Below are 15964 nucleotides of genomic sequence, written 5' to 3'. Positions count from 1 at the left end.
TTCGTTCCTGGCGCTGTCCTTGGCGCTCGTAACATCAATGGGTTATGCCTCGGATGGCATCCCTGTTGTGCCAGCTAGTGTTATGAAAAAAGACGTTCCAGCACCTGTTATGTCCGGTCAAGGCACCAATCAAGTCATGGGAAGTGTGAATGAAAATCCTGTGCTGACGATGAAACCAGGTATGAACCAAATAATCCCTATTGCAATTGGGCATCCGAATCGTGTTGTAACACCGTTCAGCAATCCGGAGGTTATCTCCACTTCGCTGACTGGAGTAAGTGATACCGGCCAATGTGGGGAGATTTGTATCAAAGAAAACGTGGTTTATGTTGCTACGGATAAACAATATCCCGTGACGATGTTCATTACGGAGAAAGGCTCAGAAGCTCAAGCGCTAAGTCTAACGATGTTTCCTCGTCGGATTCCACCGAGAGAAGTATTTCTCAAACTTAATGGGGGGATGGGAATCAGCGGGACATTTGCTAATTCCAAGGCGGAGGCTTGGGAGCAGAGTCAGCCTTATGTTGAAACAATCCGTACAGTATTTCGTAAGATTGCCCTTGGTGAAATACCGCAAGGTTACACGATGAACCGTATCCCTACTGGCGTAGCCGTGCCTAGCTGTGCGCATCCGGGAATGAAGATTGATTTCAGTAAGGGGCAATACATGATGGGCCACAACCTGAGTGTATTCATTGGTGTGGCTCAGAATGTTTCAGATCAGCCTATCGAGTTCAAAGAGGCCTTGTGTGGGGGCTGGGATGTCGCAGGGGTAACTACATGGCCGCTTAACGTGCTTGAGCCTGGTCAGAAGACGGAACTCTATGTAGCTAAGAAGCAAAAGAGCGGCATCGCACCTATTTCTAAGCGACCATCGCTGCTAGGAGGTGCCCAATGATTAAGCGGTTTTGGACGCAGTTAGATCCCAACACTAAGCGTTGGGTATCTATTGCTGGTGGCGTATTCATTCTTTTTGCTGTTGTAACAATGTTCTCTGGAGAACCTAAAAAAGAAGACAAGCGCGGTCGGCAAGAAACAATCAAGCATGTCCTGACTGACAAAAACACCCGTGAGATCGGAATAGATTCGCTTTCTGCCGATGTGAAGATGGTGTCTCGTGAAAATTCGGATCTGAAAAAAGAACTGGAGAGAGTTAAAAAAGAGCTGGAGACAACGAAGGATACAGCCGGGAGATCCAGTGATGTTGGGAAAGAGATTTCTCGTCTACGCCAAGACCTTGATCTCCTAACTCAAAAAAATATGGAGCTTGCTAAGAAGGTTGAGAATGGTGCTTCTGGGGGAAAAACAGCTTCACCATCAGGGGATGCCAGAGCCGATGCTAATGGCACATCTAGCAGCGATGGTCAGTTTGTAGAGAAAAAGTTGGATTACAAAGATCCGGCATCATTTTTTAGAGAAGCACCGCTCCCAGACTCGAAGGGTGGAGTTCCTGCCGCTGGGAAAGGTGATGGCCGTGATGCCGCAAAGCCTAGCATCCAGATTGTGAGCTACTCACAGAAGGCTCCAGAAGTAGAAGTGAAAGACGACAAAAATGATGACTCCCTCTATCTGCCATCAGGCTCCATTCTGACTGGTGTGCTTATCAACGGTATGGATGCACCGACTTCCCAAGGAGCTCGACGAGATCCATTCCCTTCAACGCTTCGGATTCAAAAGGAAGCCATATTGCCTAATCGCTTCCGTGCAGATGTTAGAGAGTGCTTCTTGGTTGTTTCTGGCTATGGGGACCTTAGCTCTGAACGGGCATACCTACGCGGGGAGACATTCTCTTGTGTCAGGGAGGATGGCGGGGTAATTGAAGCGAGACTTGACTCTTATGCGGTGGGTGAGGACGGAAAGGCAGGTATTCGAGGCCGCGTTGTATCGAAGCAAGGACAGATTATTGCCAAGAGCCTGATGGCTGGATTCCTCGGTGGTGTGTCTGATGCCTTTGATGTCAATCCTGTTCCTGTGATTAACACTAACCCTGGCTCAAGCACACAGTATCAATCTGTTTTCTCAGACCAAATGTTGCAGGGGGCTGCGGTGAAGGGTGCGAGTAAAGCGCTGGATCGCATTGCTCAATTTTACATCGACATGGCCGAAGGCATCTTCCCTGTGATCGAGGTCGATGCAGGTCGTCAAATTGACGTCATTGTGACAAAGGGAACCAAGCTACAAATTCGTTCCACTGGAGGTGCTACTAAATGAAAAATTTGAACATTTTGACCAGAAAGGGCAGTTCCAGAGGCAAGGCTAAAAAGGAACGGGCAGTAAAATCCTCAAAGATTTTGGGGGTGGGAGCAATTCTTCTTGTTCTGTCGGGTTGTTCCGCGCTCAACATCGGTAGCGATGAGTATAGCTGTCCGGGAATGCCGAATGGTGTTCAGTGTATGTCAGCGAGTGACGTTTACGCCGCAACTAATGACGGAAATGTCCCTCGTCCAATGAAGCCTGGGGAAGTCGAGGCTAAAGCGAATGGCGGAGGTTCCTCTGATGTTTCAGTGAACTCATCTAACTCCGGGGATTCGGTTATCGACAATTATGTCGCACCACGTCTTCCGGATCGCCCAATTCCAATTCGCACTCCGGCTCAAGTTATGCGGATTTGGGTAGCCCCTTGGGAGGACACCAATGGTGATCTCATTGTGACAGGGTATGTCTACACCGAAATAGAGCCTCGCAGGTGGGTAATTGGGGATGGCGCTCCGCAAAGTGAGCCAGTTTTGAGACCGCTGCAAACGGTAGCACACGAACCGAAGTCTGAAACAACTAAATAGGAGATGTTCTTAATGAACGTGAATCAGTTGGCGAATGCCTCAAGTAAAAATAAAATGCTCTTCCTCTTCATGGGGTTGATGGTCGTGGCCCTTCTGCTTATGCCTGATCAGGCACATGCTGGTACTGGTGGTACAGCGTTTGACGACGTATGGGTAACTCTCAAAGATTGGACCCAAGGTACTTTGGGGCGAATCGTGGCAGGTTCGATGATATTGGTTGGTGTTGTCGGCGGTATCGCTCGTCAAAGTCTCATGGCTTTTGCTATGGGTATCGGTGGCGGTATGGGCCTGTACAACTCTCCGACCGTGGTAGAGTCCATCATGTCAGCCACATTAGAACATGCAGATAAGGTTACTTCGACGGTTGTGCAACTCAGCAATGGTTTGAGTTTGTAAAACTCTTTTCGTCGAGAATGATTGATTGATATGGGCAGCTAGAAAGCTGCCCATATTTTTTTGTTCGTAACAAATTTCAATTCTTACCTCATTTGCTCAAAAAGGGCACTTTCACAGCCCATGTTTATGCACTCCTTCCCGTAATCTCCAGCATTGGGTTCTTGTAACTCAAAACTAATGGAGAATGCGATGATCAAATTCAAGCCTAAACTTCCGGCGTTGCTTGGCGCTCTGGCGGTTATTACCGCTAGTGCTGCTCATGCAGAGTTGCTGGAATATACCTTCAAGGCTCCAAATGGTACTCAACGGTCTCTGTCTCCGAATGCCAACTATGCCAACCCCGTGGGCAACATTTCGTTTGCCTTGAGCGCCGGTATTGACCGAAAGGTCAAAATCTCGGTGCATCGGTCTGATGGCTCAGTGGTTTCTACAGCGACCAGCCACCTTCTTGGTGCAACGGATCGCATCACAGTGGATGGAAAGTCTTACTATGGTGCGGAACTTCAACTAGCGGCTCCTGCTGCTGGAGCATATAAAATCAGAGCAGAAATTCTTGCATCTGACGGTTCTACCGTTCAGGCCGATGAATATCCTCTGACAGTAGATGTGACCCCTCCCGCGTACACCTCGTTTGCGCCAATCTATGATACATATGGACAAGTTATTAGTGGTGATGTGTGGAAGCTCGGCATCGGGGGATCTGAGGAGAATGCCTTTTTAATTTCAGGCATCTCTGATGACTCTCCAATTAAAGAGGTACAAGCTAAGCTGTACCGGCAAGATGGTTCGCTCTACAAAGATGTATCAGTTAACTACGATGATGCCAACAAACAAGCCAGACAAGACTTTGAACGTGGTTTTTTCCCAGAGTCTGATTTGGATGAGGTATTCACACTACAGATCCAATTAAGTGATAGCGCAGGGAATAGTTACCTTTCACCACGGCAAAAGGTGATGTTTGACAACGTAACAAATGGACCGTCTTTACCATTTGGTGTCTATGACCCTGCCAGTTCAAGTACATTAGGCCCTGGGTTATCTGGATTTGTTGCCTATAAAGATGGAATGACTGTTAAAACTAACCCGATTAAGTTGGCGTGGCGAGTTCCGCGTAACAACTGGCATGAATATCGCCAAGGCGGTATCAACATGTATAACGCATTGGGTGAAATGACAAAAGTCGGTGAAGATGGTGAATATGTTTATCTTGTAACAACATCGCCATATGGGCACACGGATGGAAACTATTGGCGGTGGGTAAACTTCGGAGATTGGGGGGGCGGATATGTCTCTTACAATCTAACGTTGTCACCTTCCGCGCCACAAAGCCCGAAACTGTTAAGTGTGGATTACAACTACAGTGACATTGGTTGGTCAACAATGCACCGTTATTGGGTTAGCAATTCTAAGCTACCAATAAACATTAATGGCATTCGAGTTAAGGTTGAACCTAGACCATATGTGCAAACGGTTGAGCATCGAGGCACATGTCAGATCCCTGTTGGTCAAGATAGTTGTGTTATTGCTAACAGTTTCACAATGGCAAAAGGAACGACAGGGTATATCCACGATAACGTGACAGTATTCAATCCGGATAAGTCTCTTCGCTCAAATCCTCTTTGGGCAGAGCTTCACTGGAATGATCAGCATTACCCACAGTTAAGCCAACAGTATGACCAAAGCAATAAAGTATTCACTTTATTCGTTAACCAACCTGGACGAGGCGCTTACTTTGATCGGCTGCGTCTGAAAGGTGCTTGGATCGAAGATAGCAAGGGCAATAAGCTGTCTCCGAGCGGTGGGTTAATCGCCAATAACTGGGAGAACTATACTTACCAGTGGGACCTAAAAACGCTCCCTGAGGGGCAATACAATCTTGTTGCCGCAGCAGAGGAAATGCACGGGCCTTTAACTCGGCAACCTATGTTCCAGATTACGTCCGATAGAACACCACCAACATTGACGATCAGTGTGGCAGATGGTGCTGCGATTCAGAGTCTGGACGATGTAGTCATTAACTTGGCTGATGCTGTTGATTCGTCGCCTAAGTTGACCTCTATTGGCCTCGTTGGAGGTCCGGCCAATGACAAAGTTCAATTATCCTGGCGTGAAGAATCGAAAGGGCGATTCCGTCTTGAGTACCCAGTAATGTTCCCGTCGTTGAAGGAAGGGGAATCTTACACGCTGACTGTTTCTGGCGCGGACGGACAAGGCAACGTGGTTCAAAAGGCGGTTAGCTTCGAGTACAAACCTCGGCAGGTAATGCTGGCTGATGGGATGGATGGCAAGATCATGGTCCCTGCTGTCACTCATGAATTTGTTCATGCAGATGGCAGGCGGATCATCGAGACGGAGCCGCTTACGCTCAGTGATGGAGCTGTCGTGACAGGTTCATACGACGTGTTTGCGACCCTACGTTCTGATGCGAAAGTTCCACTGGTGGTGAATGGGGTGCGTATCGAGCCGGGTCAGACAATGGGAATCATGAGCCAACATGATTTTGGTGCGTCAGGGGGGCGTTTAAGTATTCCCGTCAAACCGGCTGTACCTGATGTGATCGGTTCATCCAGTCTTCTAGTTATGACCTCCGCGCCTAACTCTCCAATCCTCGTAGTGGACGTTAATACTTGGAAAGGGACTGCTAAACTCTCTGCTGAGTCATGGACCATTCGCCAAGTTATCGACCCGGTGAAAATCTATGCTTTGCCAGAAACAGGGGTTCCTTGCCGGTTCACGACGAAGGTAGATGTTGCTATGGCCGCAGACCCGATTCGTGACCCCGTATGTTTGCTCCAGTGGGACAGAACACCGGATGAGGCTGAACAAACTACCCAAGAAACCAACGGCATGAAGGTCGCTGGGCTGGTGGGACAAGCTGTAAGTGTTGGTGAACAACCTGTTGAATACAGCTTATATCTGTTCAGTGGCGACGGTTCTAAAGTGAAAGTTGGCTCAGGTTCACAGAACCTGACTGTAACTACAGCCTATGGTTCCGTCGGCTACACCCCAATGGATGACATTGCTCAAGTGAATCGCGTCATTGAAAACTTTGATGTGAACTTCAAGCAGAGCAAGGGGCCAGATTGTTCTATAACCATCAGCGCAGACCGTGCGAAAAAAGAGGCTGCAAATAAAGTGGTGGGGAGTGCTAGCAGAACCTGTCTGTTTGAGTGGCAGCAGATCCCTGATGGATTACTCCAAGATCAGCACTCGGAAGCGCCTTCGCTTTCAGGCTCATTGGCCTCCAATGGCGATCATTCACTGGGCTGGCGGGTAAGTATTTTCACCCGTAATGGTACGCGGGTGACGTTAAACGACCAGACGTTCAACATTGAAGCTGTTGACCCACCAGCTCCGACCGTTGAACTGTCATCTAAATACAACTTCAAAGACAACATCTATATGGTGCCGATGACAGGTAACTACCTGGGTGATGCCATTATCAACTCAGAACGGGCTGATCTGGATATTACCATCTCGCGCAACTCTGATGTCCTAGAGTCTGAAACTTTCACTCCAGGTTGGGGAGCCACCAATAAGGTGTATCGCCGAATCAATACAGATAAGCGAGCCTTGTGGGAGGAGACTACTTACAAAGTGAATGCGGCGTACAACAAGGTCCCTGATGTGAAAACGGAGGCTGTCTACCGAACTATCGCAGCACCTTCTGATAGCATCCGTCCTATCGTTGAAGTTAAAGGTGATACCGCGATTGATACCCAGGCATTGCCGGTTCGGGTCCTCATTCGAGATCAGTACAAGCCTGATGGTGACTATGACGCCAACACAATGGGGGTGTGGAAAGTACGCCTGATCCAGCAAAAAGCCTACAACGAGACTGTTGCTCTCACTGATTATGCGGAAGCATCGAACGGTGAAGCTCAGTTTTCGGTTGATTTGTCTGACGTTGGTGCTTCCTCTATCCGCATAGCGGCTGAGGCTGTTTTGGACAGTCCTGTTGAAGGTTACAACAGAACAGAGTTGTCTATCAGACCTGCCTTTTTGACTGTGCTTCGTGGTGGTGCCATAGGTGCTGGAGTGCAGGCTCGTAGGCTGTCAGGTGAAGCTCCATTCACCGCGGTGTTCAAGCTGTCTCTGGAGGATCGACAGGACCTTCGTGCTACCGGCCAGGTAGTGTGGGAAACCACTAAGGACGATGGTAAAACTTGGGAGCAATTCATCCCAGAAGAACGATACAAGTATCAGCTTGTGAAGACTTTTGATAAGGGGGAGTACCAGGTACGAGCCAAGGTGGTGAACGTCAACTCAGGTGCGGAAAAGTACACTGAAGCTGTCAGTGTTATCGCTTATGACAAACCTGATATTGGTATTGTCGGCCCGACTACGTTGTTTGTGGGAAGTGAAGGCAAGTACACTGCGAACTTGACGCTGAAAGATGGGCAGATCTCAGATGGCAAAGCCGTTGTTGAGTGGTCCACTGACGGTGGCAAAACCTATTCGCAGACAGGGAACAGCATCACGCTTTCGAGTGATGAAGAGACCCGATACCGCCTGTGGGCTCGTGTACGTTCAGCCACAGCACCTGCTGATGACGGCTATGCCTATGAAGTTGCGAAAACGGCGGTTGACTTCCGAGCAGTGAAAGCCCCGCGTCCTTATGTGACAGGGCCGAAAGTCATTGAGACCGGTAAGACGTATGTTTTCAAAGCTGAAACTAGCCTGCCTTACCGTGGGATGGATGTGAAGCTGAATGGGTTCTTTACGCTGCCTGATGGCTCGATTGTGCAGGGTGATACAGCTGAATACACACCTTCGGAGACTGACCTTAACCAAGCCACTATCGAAACGAAGTACACTACTTGGATCGAAGGATACCGAGATCAGGGTGCGGAGGCCTCGCATAGCCTGCGATCCCGTGTTTGGCAGTATGTGTGGCCGAGCTTCGGAATGCAGGTTAGGAAGAGTGCTGACGTGGCACCTGCGACGATCACAGCGTCGGTGCGGCCAATTGCTTTCAACGGCAAGCTGGAAGAACCGACCTACGACTGGGAGTTGCCGGAAGGTGCTGAGATCCAAGATAAGCGGCAGGATATAGCTCGGTCCTTTGTTATCAATGAGCCGGGAGATTACAACATTAAGGTAACTGTCCGTGATGCTCGCGGACATGAGACCGTGATCGAGCAACCATTCAAGATCGGCCAAGCCGAGCCATACGCCATCGATCTACAATACTCTGGTTCAAATAAATACGAGCGTGAACCTCTGGATGTGCTGTTGCGACCGTACATTTCTGGCGGTCATCCACGCGACCGTATTTCGACTCGTGTCTACTCGGTAGATGGTAAACCGTTGGACAGCAGCGGTTTCTATGGCAGAGCAACTCTGAACGCTGGTGAGCACAGCATCAAGCTGAAAATAACCTCAGAGATGGGGCATGAAGCTGAGGGTGAGGTGAACATTAATGTGGCCGAGAACAAGTTGCCTGTATGTAGCGTGAGCTCACGAGAAACCGTTGGGTCCTGGATTGTCTATGCGAACTGCGAAGATACCGATGGCCGGATGAAGTCCTACGAATGGACCATTGCTGGTAAGTTGCAGAGCATCAGCTCGGAGCGGGTGACTATCAGCAAGGGCACCTATGAAACGATGCCGACTATCTCTCTGGTTGGGGTCGATGACTCTGGTGGTAAATCAGAAGCTGTTACGATGAACTAAGGTTCATACCTCTCAAAGCCCGGTTTAGACCGGGCTTTTTTTGTATCGCTCTGGAGTTGTCCAAATTGGGCTATTACAGAGGCGAGTCTATTCCCATCCCCCAGATACACTGCCCAGCATCCAGTAATCCAATCTTAGGGGATAGACATGCGGGCAAAATTTTTTGGGACGCTGCTGGTGTTCGGGATTATTACCGGCACGGCTCATGCGTCATCGAAATTGGAAATTACCGATCCCAGAGCAGCGAAGATAGAGGACATCGTAAAGCTACCCATCAAGGAGGTCCGAGCCGTCCAGAGTGATGGGCAGATTATGTTCCTCTCCGAAAACGGGCGCTTTGTCATTTCAGGACAAATCTATGACCTGTGGAGCAAGAAGCCACTCAATACGATGTCCCAGATGCGCGATGCGGCAGAGCGCATTCACTTCAAGAGCATGGGCATGGACGTAGACACGCTGAACACCATTTCAGTGGGCCGTGGGGACAAAGAGGTCGTAGTTTTTGTTGATCCACTCTGTACTGTTTGTCACAAGCTCATGGACGAATCAACGTCCCTTGTCGATGAGTACACCTTCAAATTTGTCGTGATCCCCGCTCTTGGTGCTGAGTCTAATCGCCTTGCAAAAGGTTTGTTCTGCGCGAAAGACAAAACTAACGCGCTTGATGCGTTCATGAACAACACACTGGCTTCGTTACCTTCAAAAAAAACCTGCGACCTCGGTCAATACGACCAAACGCTGCTGGCGGCCCATTTGATTGGGATTGAAGGCGTTCCGTTCGTGGTAGCACAGGATGGTCGCGTCAGCAAAGGACGTCCGAAGAACTTGAAATCATGGCTGGAGAGTGCTGAATGATCATAACCATCAAAAAGAAACTCGCAGATACGTTGATCCCAGAGCACTTGCGAGCTGCTGGGATTATTCCGGTTTTGGCCTATGACGAAGACGATCATGTCTTCCTTATGGATGACCTCAGTGCTGGCTTTGGTTTCATGTGTGAGCCCCTGTGTGGTGCCGATGAGAAAGTGCAGGAGCGAATGAATGGCTTCCTGAACCAGGAGTTCCCGTCGAAGACTACGCTCCAATTTGTTCTGTTTCGCTCTCCAGATATTAATCAGGAGATGTACCGGATGATGGGATTGCGTGATGGTTTCCGCCACGATTTGCTGACATCAGTCATCAAGGAGCGAATCAATTTCCTCCAGCACCACACGACAGATCGCATATTTGCCAAGACTAACAAAGGCACCTATGACAATGGATTGATACAAGACCTCAAGTTGTTCGTTACGTGCAAAGTACCCATCAAGAACAGCCATCCGACTGAAAGCGAACTCCAGCAGCTCGCACAGCTCCGCACGAAGGTCGAATCATCGCTTCAAACCGTTGGTCTACGTCCTCGCACTATGACTGCGGTGAATTACATCCGGATCATGAGCACCATCCTGAATTGGGGGCCGGATGCCTCATGGCGACATGACGCTGTGGGTTGGGAGCTAGATAAGCCCATCTGCGAGCAAATCTTCGATTACGGCACCGACGTGGAAGTCAGTAAGAACGGTATCAGACTGGGCGACTACCACGCGAAAGTTATGTCAGCGAAAAAATTGCCTGACGTTTTCTACTTCGGTGATGCGTTGACCTATGCGGGAGATCTCAGCGGTGGTAACTCCTGTATCAAAGAAAACTACATGGTTGTAACCAATGTGTTTTTCCCTGAGGCGGAAAGTACAAAAAACACACTGGAGCGCAAGCGCCAGTTCACGGTAAACCAAGCCTACGGGCCAATGCTCAAATTTGTGCCTGTGTTGGCTGACAAAAAGGAAAGTTTTGACACTCTCTATGAGTCCATGAAAGAGGGGGCGAAACCAGTCAAGATAACCTACTCGGTGATTTTGTTTGCCCCAACCAAAGAGCGTGTTGAAGCGGCAGCGATGGCCGCACGAAATATCTGGCGTGAATCTCGGTTCGAGCTGATGGAAGATAAGTTCGTTGCTCTTCCGATGTTCCTCAACTGCCTGCCATTCTGTACCGACCGAGATGCAGTGCGAGACCTATTCCGCTACAAAACCATGACAACTGATCAGGCTGCTGTAGTCCTGCCAGTGTTTGGTGAGTGGAAGGGGACTGGGACCTATCATGCTGCACTGATTTCCCGCAACGGGCAGCTCATGAGTCTGTCTCTTCATGACAGCAATACCAACAAGAATCTTGTGATTGCAGCCGAATCCGGCTCGGGTAAATCGTTCCTTACAAACGAACTAATTTTCTCCTACCTATCCGAAGGTGCCCAGGTCTGGGTTATTGATGCCGGTAAGTCTTACCAGAAATTATCGGAAATGCTCAATGGCGACTTCGTTCACTTTGAAGAAGGAACGCACGTCTGTCTTAACCCGTTCGAGCTAATACAGAACTACGATGACGAAGAGGATGCGATTGTCAGCCTCGTGTGTGCAATGGCCTCGGCCAAGGGCTTGCTGGATGAATGGCAAATCTCTGCGCTGAAACAGGTCCTTTCTCGCCTGTGGGAGGAGAAAGGTAAAGAGATGAAGGTTGACGACATCGCTGAACGATGTCTAGAAGACGGAAACGACCTGCGCCTCAAGGATATTGGTCAGCAGCTCTATGCCTTTACGTCGAAGGGTAGCTACGGGAAATACTTCTCTCGCAAGAACAACGTCAGCTTCCAGAACCAGTTTACTGTGCTGGAGCTTGATGAATTGCAAGGTCGTAAGCATCTGCGTCAGGTTGTTCTCCTCCAGCTCATCTACCAGATCCAGCAAGAAGTCTTCCTGGGTGAACGAAGCCGTAAGAAGGTCGTTATCGTGGATGAGGCATGGGATCTACTAAAAGAAGGTGAAGTTTCCACGTTTATGGAACATGCCTACCGTAAGTTTCGGAAATACGGAGGCTCCGTTGTTATTGCCACGCAGTCTATCAATGACCTCTATGAAAATGCCGTGGGTCGCGCCATCGCGGAGAACTCGGCCAGCATGTACTTGCTCGGTCAAACCGAAGAAACAGTGGAATCTGTTAAACGTAGCGGTCGTTTAAGCCTTTCAGAGGGCGGGTTCCACACTCTAAGGACAGTACACACAATTCAGGGCGTGTACTCAGAAATCTTTATCAAATCGAAGAGTGGTATGGGGGTCGGACGCTTGATTGTGGGTGACTTCCAGAAACTGCTTTATTCGACCGATCCGGTGGACGTTAACGCCATCGACCAGTTTGTTAAACAAGGCTTGAGCATCCCAGAGGCTATCAAGGCTGTGATGCGAAGCCGTCAACAGGCAGCGTAACCAAGGAGACTGTAATGAACATTAAATCAATCGCAATTGCCGCAATTCTTGGTGCCGCTGGTGGCTTCGGCGGCAGTTACTACGTGATGAGCGAACAAATGGCAAATATCCATCAGCGTTTGAATCAAACCCCGCCAGTAGTCGTGGTTGACTTCGCTAAGGTGGCATCGGCGTACCCCGCAGGAGCCTCTCAGGTGGAAGTGGAAAAGCTGATGGTCAAGACCAATGACGCAATTATGAAGTTGAAAGATGCAGGTTATTTGGTCCTTGACGCAAGCTCAGTCATCGGTGCGCCAAGTGACGTGTACCTCCCTGAGGATGTGCTGAAATGACATTTTCACCCAAGAAGTATTTTATCAAGAAGGAATCTTGGACGCGTTTCGGGGTTAAGGCTGGGGTGACGCTACTGGTTCTCTGGACTGTGGGAGCGGCCTTTGCTAGCCGTTACCGTATTGGTATTGACCCACAGCAGGAGAAGTGTCTGCCGGGTTATACCTTCTTTCTCATTGATCTTAACGACCAGGATTTGGAGAAGGGGGCTGTTTACGCCTTCCACGCCAAGAACATGCAGCCTTTCTACAAAGACGGGACTCGCATGGTCAAAATTCTCACCGGTATGCCGGGAGATAAGGTCGAGATCAACGATAAGAGGAAGATCACCGTCAATGGTGATGTTGTTGGAGAGGGACTCCAGCTTGCAGGGAAACTACATCTGCCCGAGAGCCACTTTTACGGCAAGGGCACACTGAAAGAGAACAACTACTGGTTTATGGGCAAAAGCCTATTCAGCTTCGACTCACGCTACTGGGGGACTGTGAAAAATGATCAGATCATTGGCCGCGCATATCCCCTGTTCTAAGTGCGTTATTGTGGCGCTGATGTTCTCTGTGGCTGGCGGCGGGGCATCCGCTCAAGAGTCTCCGCTGTCAGAACAAGATAGGGCGTTTATTGAGCAGGGAAAGCAAATTGCCCAAAAGGCCCAGAAGATGGAAATGCCATCTCTGTTGCAGAACCAACACATGGACGAGGCTCAGGCCGAAGCTAAAGCGTTGTTCAATCAGCTCCAATCAACTAACCCGACGCTCAAGGAGATGCACCGTAAGCAGGCTGAAAAGGGCATCTACTCCGACCATCGGATATTGGTTTTCGCGTCTTTGTCGCTTGGCGAACAGGGGCTGGATGACGTCCTAACCGCTGTGTCGGGTCAATCTGATGCGGTGATTGTGTTCCGTGGTGTTCCGGAAGGCATGAATCTGGGACAGGGAGTTAAGTCTATTCAGACTATGGCGGCCAAAAAAGACCCTGTGCCAAACGTCATCATCAACCCAACTTTGTTCAAAACGTACAAAATTACAAGCGTTCCCACGATTGTGATGCTTGAGGATGAGCAGTTGCCTGGCGAACAACCAAATGTCGTTGCCCAAGTTTCCGGTTTGTCCGACCCAGTATGGTTGGCTCGGGAAGTAGATAACGGAGAAAAAGGCGATCTCGGCGTTAAGGGGCCGGTGGAAAAAATTAGCGAACCAGATCTCATTGAGGTTGCCAAGAAACGCCTTGCCAATATCGACTGGGAAGAGAAGAAGAAGCTCGCTGTTGAGCGGTTCTGGACCAAGCAAAACTTCAATGAGCTACCCAGAGCGGCCAAATCTCGAACCAGAGAAATTGACCCCAGTGTCATGATCACCAGTGACATCAGCACTCCAGATGGCACAGTATTCGCTCACGCGGGTGACGTGATCAACCCGTTGTGCGATCCGAAAGAAGTCTGCAAACCGGGAACACGGCCATTTACCCAAGCTGTCGTTGTTTTCGACCCGTTGGACAAAAAGCAGATGGAACTGCTTGCCAAGCAACTGCCAGAAATCAAGAAGGAGCCTGGAGTTCAGCGGATCACCTATATCGCTACAAAGTTCGACAAAGACAAAGGCTGGGACTCCTACAAGAGTGTTACTGACAGCTTTGATGCGCCGGTATATCTACTGACGCTAGATCTAATTACTCGGTTCGAGCTGGAGCATACTCCGAGCGTGATTACAGCCAGAGGCAATAAGTTTGTCGTCCGCGAACTTGCTGAGGAGGGCGGTGAATGATTTTTGCCCCGGTTTTACAGCAAATTAAGGATGTTGGAACGGGTTCGTTTGTTGCTGCTGAGGTTTTGGCTCGTTGGTGTAGTGAAGGCCAAGTATTCACTCCATCGGGATTATCATCACCCCCTAATTGGGGAGTGGTGGACATTGAGGTCGCAAGGTTCATTCAAGATCACCTTTGCCATTGCAGCGAGGAGTATCAGACTCTCTTTGTTAATGTGTCAGAACAAACTTTGAAATCTGACATCATTTTTCATACGTGGGCCGAGATAATTAGAGCAATTACGAAAAATCATCCATCAAGGCTTGTCATCGAGATCACTGAGGGAGTTCAGGACGAATCTCTGGCATTTAGATGGGGCGCTCTTACTGCTATGGGAGTGAGTCTGGCTCTTGATGATTACGGAGACAAAAACTCTTCAATGTCTCGCCTAATTGGCTACGACTGGGACTATTGCAAGTTTGATGCGAGAAAACTGAGTTCATTTGACGGCTTCACTGCCATTCTTCATTGCCGACGCAAAGGCATCCATCTTATTGCTGAGCAGGTTGAGACCCCACCTTTGGAAGAGAATGCCAAATTACTTGGTTTGGTATGGCAGCAAGGTTTCCTTCATGGGAGGCCGATTGCTGTAGAGAAAAGTTTGAATAGAGCAAAGGCCTTACCATTATGCTGAAATTCATGAAATTGATTGTATTTACATTTGCACTGTTTGGTGGGGTAGTGAAAGCTGAGCCCGGTTGCCAAAATGCCGAGGTGATTGGAGCGAAGTTAATAACGGACATATGTTGGAATTGTCTATTCCCTATAAAAATTGCTGGAGTTCCAATTAGCGGTGGAGGTGGAGTTATACCTAGTGATGCAGTTACATCTCCTCTATGTGCCTGTAATGATAATCTAGGGGTCCCACGGCCAGGAGTAACTACGTCTATGTGGGAGCCCGCAAGGCTTATCGAATTTCAAAGAGTACCGGGATGTTCATCTGTGTTGAATGGAACTCGGTTTCCATTTGATCGAACAAATCAAGGTCATCATGGTATGGGCGATATGGATGGTGGAGATGGATCTTTTATGCACTATCACTATTACGCGTTTCCCTTACTTATAATGCTCGATATGTTTATAAAAGAGAGCTGCAATGCCGATGGTTACATGGATCTAGACATCATGTATCTTTCCGAGGTAGACCCGACATGGAACAATGACGAGCTCGCTTTTTTTACCAACCCAGAGGCTGCGGCAGTAGCCAACCCAATCGCCGCAACAGCTTGTACTGCTGATGCTATTTCTTCTACGGCAGGAAGACCTCTCAAACAGCTTTTTTGGTGCGCCGGATCATGGGGTTCGCTATACCCCCTAAGTGGAAACCAAAATGGTGGTAAGGGGGTTATACGTGACAGCAGTCTTTTAACTACTCGAGTTTTGGCCGCGTTGCACCGGAGAGGATTGGCATGGAAGACTATGGGTTCCGATGCGATGTGTCGTGGAGTGATAAGCCCGACGCTGCCAAAAACACAATATAAATTCACGCTGCTACATCCAGTTCCTGAGACTGACTCATCTCATGTGATAGGAGAGTCAACCTTGACTTGGGGGCTATCGAGGACAATCCCATCAATTGGTCAAGATCCTATCTATACCATCTGGAGATGGAATGATTGCTGTAACAACTAGCCATTAACTCCCTCTATGAAAAGCCGTGCATTGCACGGCTTTTGCATTTCA

The 15964-nt window shown here is 49.0% G+C and carries 12 protein-coding genes; all 12 read left to right on the top strand.

Annotated features, from left to right (window positions below):
* Positions 1 to 19: 19 nt before the first annotated feature.
* The 12 genes from R7Q48_RS19535 (at position 20) to R7Q48_RS19480 (ending at position 15913) form a co-directional block, all read left to right on the top strand.
* Positions 20 to 898, top strand: a complete 879-nt coding sequence (locus tag R7Q48_RS19535; RefSeq protein ID WP_318132414.1) for a type-F conjugative transfer system secretin TraK — start codon at positions 20 to 22, stop codon at positions 896 to 898.
* Positions 898 to 2211: a TraB/VirB10 family protein gene (locus R7Q48_RS19530; protein WP_201752488.1), complete on the top strand. Its 1314-nt coding sequence runs from the start codon at positions 898 to 900 to the stop codon at positions 2209 to 2211. Before R7Q48_RS19535 ends, R7Q48_RS19530 begins: the two co-directional genes overlap by 1 nt.
* Positions 2208 to 2780 (top strand): type IV conjugative transfer system lipoprotein TraV, encoded by a 573-nt coding sequence (traV, locus tag R7Q48_RS19525; protein ID WP_318132413.1) that lies wholly within the window; start codon positions 2208 to 2210, stop codon positions 2778 to 2780. The genes R7Q48_RS19530 and traV overlap by 4 nt, the downstream gene beginning before the upstream one ends.
* A 54-nt stretch (positions 2781 to 2834) precedes the next feature.
* The gene (gene traA / locus R7Q48_RS19520) at positions 2835 to 3176 is read left to right on the top strand and encodes a TraA family conjugative transfer protein (RefSeq protein WP_375338874.1); all 342 of its coding nucleotides are present in this window, start codon (positions 2835 to 2837) and stop codon (positions 3174 to 3176) included.
* 189 nt (positions 3177 to 3365) lie between these two features.
* Positions 3366 to 8852, top strand: a complete 5487-nt coding sequence (locus R7Q48_RS19515; protein WP_160188511.1) for an Ig-like domain-containing protein — start codon at positions 3366 to 3368, stop codon at positions 8850 to 8852.
* Positions 8853 to 8999: 147 nt separating this feature from the next.
* Complete coding sequence (locus R7Q48_RS19510; protein WP_160188824.1) at positions 9000 to 9707, top strand: DsbC family protein; 708 nt, start codon at positions 9000 to 9002, stop codon at positions 9705 to 9707.
* The gene (gene traC, locus R7Q48_RS19505; protein ID WP_160188513.1) at positions 9704 to 12151 is read left to right on the top strand and encodes a type IV secretion system protein TraC; all 2448 of its coding nucleotides are present in this window, start codon (positions 9704 to 9706) and stop codon (positions 12149 to 12151) included. Before R7Q48_RS19510 ends, traC begins: the two co-directional genes overlap by 4 nt.
* 14 nt (positions 12152 to 12165) lie before the next feature.
* Complete coding sequence (locus R7Q48_RS19500) at positions 12166 to 12483, top strand: hypothetical protein (RefSeq protein WP_160188514.1); 318 nt, start codon at positions 12166 to 12168, stop codon at positions 12481 to 12483.
* On the top strand, positions 12480 to 13010 hold the full coding sequence (locus R7Q48_RS19495) for a S26 family signal peptidase (protein ID WP_255785242.1): 531 nt from the start codon (positions 12480 to 12482) through the stop codon (positions 13008 to 13010). Before R7Q48_RS19500 ends, R7Q48_RS19495 begins: the two co-directional genes overlap by 4 nt.
* 19 nt (positions 13011 to 13029) lie before the next feature.
* Complete coding sequence (locus tag R7Q48_RS19490; RefSeq protein WP_318132417.1) at positions 13030 to 14241, top strand: TrbC family F-type conjugative pilus assembly protein; 1212 nt, start codon at positions 13030 to 13032, stop codon at positions 14239 to 14241.
* Entirely contained in the window at positions 14238 to 14915 is a 678-nt protein-coding gene (locus R7Q48_RS19485) for an EAL domain-containing protein (RefSeq protein WP_160188517.1), read from the top strand. Before R7Q48_RS19490 ends, R7Q48_RS19485 begins: the two co-directional genes overlap by 4 nt.
* On the top strand, positions 14909 to 15913 hold the full coding sequence (locus tag R7Q48_RS19480) for a TraU family protein (protein WP_160188518.1): 1005 nt from the start codon (positions 14909 to 14911) through the stop codon (positions 15911 to 15913). The genes R7Q48_RS19485 and R7Q48_RS19480 overlap by 7 nt, the downstream gene beginning before the upstream one ends.
* Positions 15914 to 15964 lie beyond the last annotated feature (51 nt).

This window comes from Vibrio sp. 378 (genome assembly GCF_033339435.1).
This window is presented reverse-complemented; position numbering and strand designations above follow the sequence as displayed.

Coding starts and splice junctions, on each gene's coding strand:
- R7Q48_RS19490 (WP_318132417.1), top strand. CDS start 13,030: ATGTTCTCTGTGGCTGGCGGCGGGGCATCCGCTCAAGAGTCTCCGCTG.
- R7Q48_RS19485 (WP_160188517.1), top strand. CDS start 14,238: ATGATTTTTGCCCCGGTTTTACAGCAAATTAAGGATGTTGGAACGGGT.
- traA (WP_375338874.1), top strand. CDS start 2,835: ATGCTCTTCCTCTTCATGGGGTTGATGGTCGTGGCCCTTCTGCTTATG.
- R7Q48_RS19480 (WP_160188518.1), top strand. CDS start 14,909: ATGCTGAAATTCATGAAATTGATTGTATTTACATTTGCACTGTTTGGT.
- R7Q48_RS19495 (WP_255785242.1), top strand. CDS start 12,480: ATGACATTTTCACCCAAGAAGTATTTTATCAAGAAGGAATCTTGGACG.
- traC (WP_160188513.1), top strand. CDS start 9,704: ATGATCATAACCATCAAAAAGAAACTCGCAGATACGTTGATCCCAGAG.
- R7Q48_RS19500 (WP_160188514.1), top strand. CDS start 12,166: ATGAACATTAAATCAATCGCAATTGCCGCAATTCTTGGTGCCGCTGGT.
- R7Q48_RS19510 (WP_160188824.1), top strand. CDS start 9,000: ATGCGGGCAAAATTTTTTGGGACGCTGCTGGTGTTCGGGATTATTACC.
- traV (WP_318132413.1), top strand. CDS start 2,208: ATGAAAAATTTGAACATTTTGACCAGAAAGGGCAGTTCCAGAGGCAAG.
- R7Q48_RS19515 (WP_160188511.1), top strand. CDS start 3,366: ATGATCAAATTCAAGCCTAAACTTCCGGCGTTGCTTGGCGCTCTGGCG.